The organism is Kitasatospora sp. NPDC058046 (assembly GCF_042885595.1).
Taxonomy (GTDB): domain Bacteria; phylum Actinomycetota; class Actinomycetes; order Streptomycetales; family Streptomycetaceae; genus Kitasatospora.
Window position 1 is genome coordinate 1 of sequence record NZ_JBHVRS010000015.1, and the last position, 6642, is coordinate 6642.

Annotated in this window: 5 protein-coding genes; 2 read left to right on the forward strand and 3 right to left on the reverse strand. The window is 74.6% G+C overall.

All coding sequences use genetic code 11. The features are described from left to right. Positions 1 to 91 precede the first annotated feature (91 nt). Entirely contained in the window at positions 92 to 835 is a 744-nt protein-coding gene (locus ACFVU7_RS27075; RefSeq protein WP_388047560.1) for a hypothetical protein, read from the reverse strand. A gap of 261 nt (positions 836 to 1096) precedes the next feature. Beyond that, positions 1097 to 1510 (reverse strand): MarR family winged helix-turn-helix transcriptional regulator, encoded by a 414-nt coding sequence (locus ACFVU7_RS27080; RefSeq protein WP_380741167.1) that lies wholly within the window; start codon positions 1508 to 1510, stop codon positions 1097 to 1099. Positions 1511 to 1592: 82 nt separating this feature from the next. Here ACFVU7_RS27080 and ACFVU7_RS27085 point away from each other — a divergent pair, with 82 nt between their 5' ends. Next, positions 1593 to 2405, forward strand: coding sequence for an SAM-dependent methyltransferase (locus ACFVU7_RS27085; protein ID WP_388047562.1), 813 nt, complete (start codon positions 1593 to 1595; stop codon positions 2403 to 2405). 20 nt (positions 2406 to 2425) lie between these two features. Here ACFVU7_RS27085 and ACFVU7_RS27090 read toward each other — a convergent pair whose 3' ends face one another. Continuing rightward, the gene (locus ACFVU7_RS27090) at positions 2426 to 3097 is read right to left on the reverse strand and encodes a helix-turn-helix transcriptional regulator (RefSeq protein WP_380741168.1); all 672 of its coding nucleotides are present in this window, start codon (positions 3095 to 3097) and stop codon (positions 2426 to 2428) included. 162 nt (positions 3098 to 3259) lie between these two features. Here ACFVU7_RS27090 and ACFVU7_RS27095 point away from each other — a divergent pair, with 162 nt between their 5' ends. Next, positions 3260 to 6520 carry a cytochrome P450 gene (locus ACFVU7_RS27095; RefSeq protein WP_388047564.1) on the forward strand — a complete coding sequence of 1087 codons (3261 nt, stop codon included), beginning with the start codon at positions 3260 to 3262 and terminating at the stop codon, positions 6518 to 6520. Positions 6521 to 6642: the final 122 nt, after the last annotated feature.

Consider the following 6642-nt stretch of genomic DNA (forward strand, 5'->3'; position numbering starts at 1 on the left):
AGCTACCTCGCAGGCCTCCACCTCCGCGCCTCAATGATCTGGATAGACGACCTCGTGCGACCACCCAACTGATCACAACATCACACAGGCCCTAGTAGTCCCAGGACATCGTGGCGGTGATGGCGGTCAGGACCAGCCAGCCGATGAGGGGGAGGGCGATGGTGAGGGCGAAGGGCCACTGGGCGGTGATGAGGATGATGCTGCCGAGGACGGTGAAGAGGACCAGGAAGGGGAGGACGGCGAGCGGGAGCGCCCAGCTGACGAGGCGGCGCAGGAGGAGGCCGTAGACGGCGAGGACGGTTCCCGTGCCGACCAGGAGGGCGAGCTTGAGGGTGGTGAGCCAGGGGGTGCTCTGGACGGTGGAGCGGTGGCCCTGGTGGGAGAGCTCGACCACGCGGCCCCGCCAGAGGGTCAGGTCCACGTTGACGCCGTTCTCCAGGCTGTCGTAGAGGCCCTCGGTGACGCTGTAGGTGGCGGTGGGCACCGTCTCGCGGGAGACGGTCAGGCCGTAGGTGGTGGAGTCTCCGTTCGAGTCGGTCTTCTTGGCCGTCACCCGGCCGGTCTCCTGCTTGGTGCAGTTCGCGCCGGGTGCGGTGGCGGGGGCGCCGCAGACCGGGGCGCCGCGGTAGGCGAGCGCCTCGTCGTAGGTGTCGACGAACCAGGAGAAGCCGAGGGCGACGGTGGACAGGCCGATGACGACCAGCAGGGCCTGGGCCACGATCCGGGCGGCCGGGGTGACGGACCGCCGGCTGTGGTGCCGGGGGCGGCGGGGTGGCGGGGTGGCCGCCTGGTCGGTCGGCGGAGTCGGAACGCGGTCGGTCGGCGGCTCACTCATCGTCGTCGCTCAGCGCCGGCCCCGCCAGCTCGCGCTCCCGGTGCAGCCAGTCCCGGAGCTCCGCCGTCTCCCGCAGCCCGTCGCCGCCGGCGACCCTGATCCGCGCGTCCATCGCACTCCCTCGGCCTCGCCCGGGCGCCTCCCGGGTTCAGTCGGGATGATGGCAGGGGCCGGCGGTGGCGGGGGAGTGGCCTGGCGAGCTTGTGACCGACTTGTGGAACTCGGCCGGGGCGTGGGGCTGGTGGCGTGCCCGGCGGTGGGTCAGGGCAGCAGCAGGCCGGCGAGTTCGTCCAGCAGTTCGGTGACCCTGCGTGCCTTCTCCGGGTCCGGGACGGCCTTGGCGATGACGGGCTCGGCGGGCCGGGCGACGTGGGCGCGGATGGCGTGCCGGGCCGACTCGGAGACGGTCAGCAGGGTGCGGCGCCCGTCGGCCGGGTCGGCGGCGGCGTCGAGCAGGCCGCGTTCGCGCAGCCGGGCGACGGAGACCGAGACGTGGCTCTGGGCGAAGCCGGTGCGGACCCGGATCTCCTGGACGGAGGTGGCGGGGTGGCGGTACACGTCGGAGACCACGGCGATCTCCCCGGCGCTGAGCTGCTCGGCGGCCGGGTCGGTGATCATCGCGCGGCCGAGTTCCGTCAGCCGCTTGCCGAGTCTGAGGAGTTGCACGCCGTCCATGCCCGCAAGAATACATCTTCACCGATATATCTCCACCAATACATCTTCACTGATGCATCGGCGCCGATGTAGATTGCCGAGCATGACGACCTCCGAACCGCTCAGCCCGGTCTCCCGCACCGCCCTGTCCGTCGCCCGGGTGCGGGCCTACGAGAGCTCCCGACCCGACCCGCTCTTCGTCGACCCGTACGCCCTCGCCTTCGTGGACGCCGCCGGCCTCGAACCCGCCCTCTCCGGCCCGGTCAGCAGCCTCGCCAAGGCCCTCGTTGCCCACGGCATCCTGCGCACCCGTTTCTACGACGACCGGCTGCCGGCCGCCGGCGCCGACCAGGTGGTGGTGCTGGCGGCGGGCCTGGACACCCGTGCCTACCGGCTGGACTGGCCGTCCGGTACCCGGGTGTTCGAGCTCGACCTCGGCCCGGTGCTGGACTTCAAGCAGCAGGTCCTGGACGGCCTCGGCGCCGTGCCGAAGGCCCGGCGCACCGCCCTGCCCGTCGACCTGGTCGACCCGCGGTGGCCCGAGCGGCTGGTCGCCGCCGGCTTCGACCCGGCCCGGCGCTCGGTCTGGCTCGCCGAGGGCCTGCTGGTCTACCTCGCCCCGGACGAGGCGGCCGGGCTGCTCACGGCGGTGGCCGGGCTGGCCGCCCCGGGCAGCCGCCTCCTACTGGAGCAGGGCGGGGACGTGAGCCGCACACCGCAGGACCCGGCGCTCACCCACCTCACCGGGCTGTGGCGCGGCGGGCTCGGCCCGGGCACCGGCGACTGGCTGGCCGGGCACGGCTGGACGGTGGAGACCACCGCCCTGACCCGGCTCGCGGAGACGTGCGGGCGCCCGCTCCCGGACCCGTCGACCACGAGGGCGTTCATCGAGGCGGAGCGGCGTACCGCGGACTGACGCCGAGGCCTGACGGGCTGTCACTCCTGGTCGGCGGGCTGGGGCGGCCAGGTGTCCGGGGCCAGGACGCCGGTGGTGTAGGCGCGGGCGACCAGGGCGGTGCGGTTGGGGACGCGCCAGCGGCGGGAGAGCCGGGCCAGGTGGTAGTTGACGCCGTCCGGGGTGATGCCGAGCGCCCGGGCGATCTGCGCGGTGGTGTCGCCCCGGGCCGCGGCGGCGAGGATGCGGGCCTCGATCGGGCTGGCCTCGGCCCGGGGGCCGGACGGCGGGGCCTCGGCCGCGGGCTCCGCCGCCTGTAGCGACAGCAGGAGGTTCGGGGTCTGCTCCGGGGTGTCGCTGACCAGGTCGACGGTCATCTCGCCGTGCCGCTCGGTGCCGCCGGCGGGCGTCCAGGAGACCCGGGCCGGGTACTGCGAGCGGCGGTGCAGCCGGACGGCCTCGGTGAGCGCCTCCAGGGTGCCGGTGTCCCGCAGGGTGAAGAACTCCAGAATCCTACGGTGGCGCAACTGGCCCGGCAAGCAGCCGAATTCGGCTGCCATCGCGCGGTTGACGATCAGGATCTGCCCGCCGAACTCGCACACCGCGATGGGCATCGGCACGTGGTCCATCAGCCGCAGCGCCCGGTTGCGCCAGATCACCGCCGGGTCCAGGCGGCCGCCCGGCAGGGGGGCGCAGTCCTCGGTCGATCGCATCGGTGGTTCTCCTCTCCGGGGCCAGGGCTGACGGTTCGTGGGCAAGCCCGTCGGAGCCCCTGGTACTACACAATCATGTAGTGATCGGGGTCTGACCTTCCGCCCGGTGGGCGCACAGTGGTGGAAGACCGAAGTTTTCCTGCCGTGGGAGGGGCCACAGCGATGACCGAGACCGTGGAGAGCACGACCGAGGGCCAGTGGACGGCCGAGGACGGGTGGACGGCCGGCGGCGAGCGGGCGGACGGGGCCGGGAGCGGTCGGGCCGTCCCCCTGGTGGACATCTCGTCGGCGCCGCCGATCGCCGCCCCGATGCTGCGCACCATGGAACTGGCCAGAGAGCACGGCCCGGCCTTCGTCCAGCGGCTGCACGGCCGGGACAGCCTGATCGTCAGCGGGCTGGAGCTGGTCGAGGAGCTCGCCGACGAGACCCGGTTCACCAAGTCGATCGGCCCGGGCCTGGAGAACGTCCGCCAGTTCACCGGCGACGGCCTGTTCACCGCCTACAACGACGAGCCCAACTGGGCCCGGGCGCACGACATCCTGATGCCGGCCTTCGCGCTCGGCTCGATGCGCACCTACCACCCGGTGATGCTGCGGGTGGCCCGCCGGCTGGTCGACTCCTGGGACCGCCGGGAGGCCGCCGGACTGCCGGTGGACGTGCCCGGCGACATGACCCGGATGACCCTGGACACCATCGGACTGGCCGGCTTCGGCTTCGACTTCGGCTCCTTCGAGCGGGACGAGCCGCACCCCTTCGTCGAGGCGATGGTGCGCTGCCTGGGCTGGGCGATGAACAGGCTCACCCGTGACCCGGAGGCCGACCACCGCGAGCGGGACACCGCCTTCCGGGCCGACGCCGACTACCTGGCCGCCGTGGTGGACGAGGTGATCGCCGCCCGCTCCGCGGAGGGAACCGCCGGGGAGGGAGCTGTTGGGGAGGGCGAGCAGGCCCCGGCCGAGGACCTGCTGGGCCTGATGCTCGGCGCGGTCCGCCCCTCGGACGGGACCCGGCTGGACGCCGAGAACATCCGCAACCAGGTGATCACCTTCCTGATCGCCGGCCACGAGACCACCTCGGGCGCGCTCTCCTTCGCGATGTACTACCTGGTCAAGCACCCGACGGTGCTGCGCCAGGTGCAGCGGGAGGTGGACGGGCTCTGGGGCGACCAGGCCGACCCGGAGCCCTCCTACGAGGACGTCGGACGGCTGCGCCACACCCGCCAGGTGCTCAACGAGGCGCTGCGGCTGTGGCCGACGGCGCCCGCGTTCAGCCGGGAGGCCCGCGAGGACACCCTGCTCGGCGGCCGCATCCCGCTGCGCGCCGGGGAGACCGTCTTCGTCTCCACGCCGATGCTGCACCGGGACCCGTCGTGGGGCGACAACCCGGAGCTGTTCGACCCGTCCCGGTTCGACCCCGAGTGCGAGGAGGCCCGCTCCCCGCACGCCTTCAAGCCCTTCGGCACCGGCGAACGCGCCTGCATCGGACGGCAGTTCGCGCTGCACGAGGCCGTCATGCTGCTCGGCATGCTGGTCCACCGCTACCGGCTGATCGACCACACCGACTACCGGCTGACCATCAAGCAGACGCTCACCATCAAGCCCGACGACTTCACCCTCGGCCTCGCCCGGCGCACGCCCGGCCGGGCCGCGACCGCCTCCGGCACCACCGCTGCTGCCACCGGCACTGCCGAGCGGCCCGGGACGGCCGGGCGGGTCCGCCAGGGGACCGGGCTGCTGCTCCTGCACGGCTCCAACTACGGCGCCTGCCGGGAGTTCAGCCGGCAGCTCGCGGAGGCCGCCGCCGACCTCGGCTGCGAGACGGAGACCGCCCCGCTGGACGCGTACGCGGACGGGCTGCCCACCGACCGGCCGGTGGTGATCACCGCCGCCTCGTACAACGGGCAGCCGACCGACGACGCGGCCCGGTTCGTCCGGCGCCTCCAGGAGAGCGGGGAGGGGCAGGAGCGCGGGACGGCCGAGGGCGTCGAGTACGCGGTGCTCGGCATCGGCGACCGTACCTACGCCGCGACCTACCAGCGCGTCCCGGGGCTGATCGACGACCGGCTCGCCGCGCTCGGCGGCACCCGGCTGCTGGCCCGCGCCGAGGCCGACGCCTCCGGCGACCTGGCCGGCACCGTACGGCAGTTCACCGCCGAGCTGCGCGAGACCCTGCTGGCGCGCTACGGGGACGCCGACGCCCCCGCCGAGGCGCGGCCGGCGGCCGCCTACTCGGTGACCGAGGTGACCGGCGGCCCGCTGGCCGCGCTGGCCGCCCGGCACGGCATGGCGGAGCTGACCGTCACCGCCGTCGGCAGCCTGACCGACCCCGCGTACCACCGGGTCAAGCGGCTGGTCCGGCTGGCCCTGCCGGAGGGCACCGGCTACCGGACCGCCGACCACCTCACCGTGCTCCCGGCCAACGACCCGGCGCTGGTCGAGCGCGCCGCCAAGCTGTTCGGCGCCGACCTCGACACGGTGCTGGGCATCGTGGCGCACCGGCGCACCGGACTGGCCGTCGACCGCCCGCTGACGGTGCGCGAACTGCTCACCCGCCACGTCGAGTTGCAGGACCGGCCGAGCGCCGAGCAGCGCGCCGCCCTGGCCGCGCTCAACCCCTGCCCGCCCGAGCAGGCCGCGCTGCGGGCGCTGTCCGAGGACGACCCGCGCACCCTGCTGGACCTGGTCGAGGACCACCCGGCCCTCCAGGGGCGGCTCGGCTGGCCGGTGCTGCTGGAGCTGCTGCCGACGATCCGGCCGCGGCACTACTCGATCTCCTCCTCGCCCGCCGGCGACCCGGGCCGGGCGGAGCTGATGGTCTCGGTGCTCAGCGGGCCGGCCCGCTCGGGCCGGGGCACCTTCCGGGGCACCGGCTCCGGCTACCTCGACCGGGTGGCCGTCGGCGACACCGTGCTGGCCCGGGTCCAGCCCTGCCGGGAGGCGTTCCGGATCGGCCACCGCACCCCGGTGGTCATGATCGCGGCCGGCACCGGCCTGGCGCCCTTCCGGGGCGCCGTCGCCGACCGCCGGGCGCTGCTCGCCGAGGGGGCCGGGCTCGCCCCGGCGCTGCTGTACTTCGGCTGCGACGACCCGGACGCGGACTACCTGCACCGCGGTGAGTTGGAGGCGGCCGAGCAGGCCGGCGCGGTCTCGCTGCGGCCCGCCTTCAGCGGGCGGCCGCGGGACGGGCGGCGCTACGTGCAGGACCGGATCGCCGCCGAGGCGGCCGAGGTCTGGGAGCTGCTCGACGCCGGTGCCGAGGTGTACGTGTGCGGCGACGGCGCCCGGATGGCGCCGGGCGTCCGGGAGGCCTTCCGGACGCTGTACCGGGAGCGCGTCCCGGGCGCGGACGAGCAGCGGGCGCAGGCCTGGCTGCAGGGGCTGATCGAGGCCGGGCGGTACGTCGAGGACGTGTACGCCGGCTGACGGCTCACCCCTCCTGACACGGCCGTGGGGGGGGCGCCCCGGGGGGGCCGGCCCCCCCCCCCGCCGGTGGGGGGCGGGGGCGGTAAACCACACCCGGGGACAGGCGGGCGCCGCGCTGAACG

Coding starts and splice junctions, on each gene's coding strand:
- ACFVU7_RS27075 (WP_388047560.1), bottom strand. CDS start 835: ATGAGTGAGCCGCCGACCGACCGCGTTCCGACTCCGCCGACCGACCAG.
- ACFVU7_RS27080 (WP_380741167.1), bottom strand. CDS start 1,510: ATGGACGGCGTGCAACTCCTCAGACTCGGCAAGCGGCTGACGGAACTC.
- ACFVU7_RS27085 (WP_388047562.1), top strand. CDS start 1,593: ATGACGACCTCCGAACCGCTCAGCCCGGTCTCCCGCACCGCCCTGTCC.
- ACFVU7_RS27090 (WP_380741168.1), bottom strand. CDS start 3,097: ATGCGATCGACCGAGGACTGCGCCCCCCTGCCGGGCGGCCGCCTGGAC.
- ACFVU7_RS27095 (WP_388047564.1), top strand. CDS start 3,260: ATGACCGAGACCGTGGAGAGCACGACCGAGGGCCAGTGGACGGCCGAG.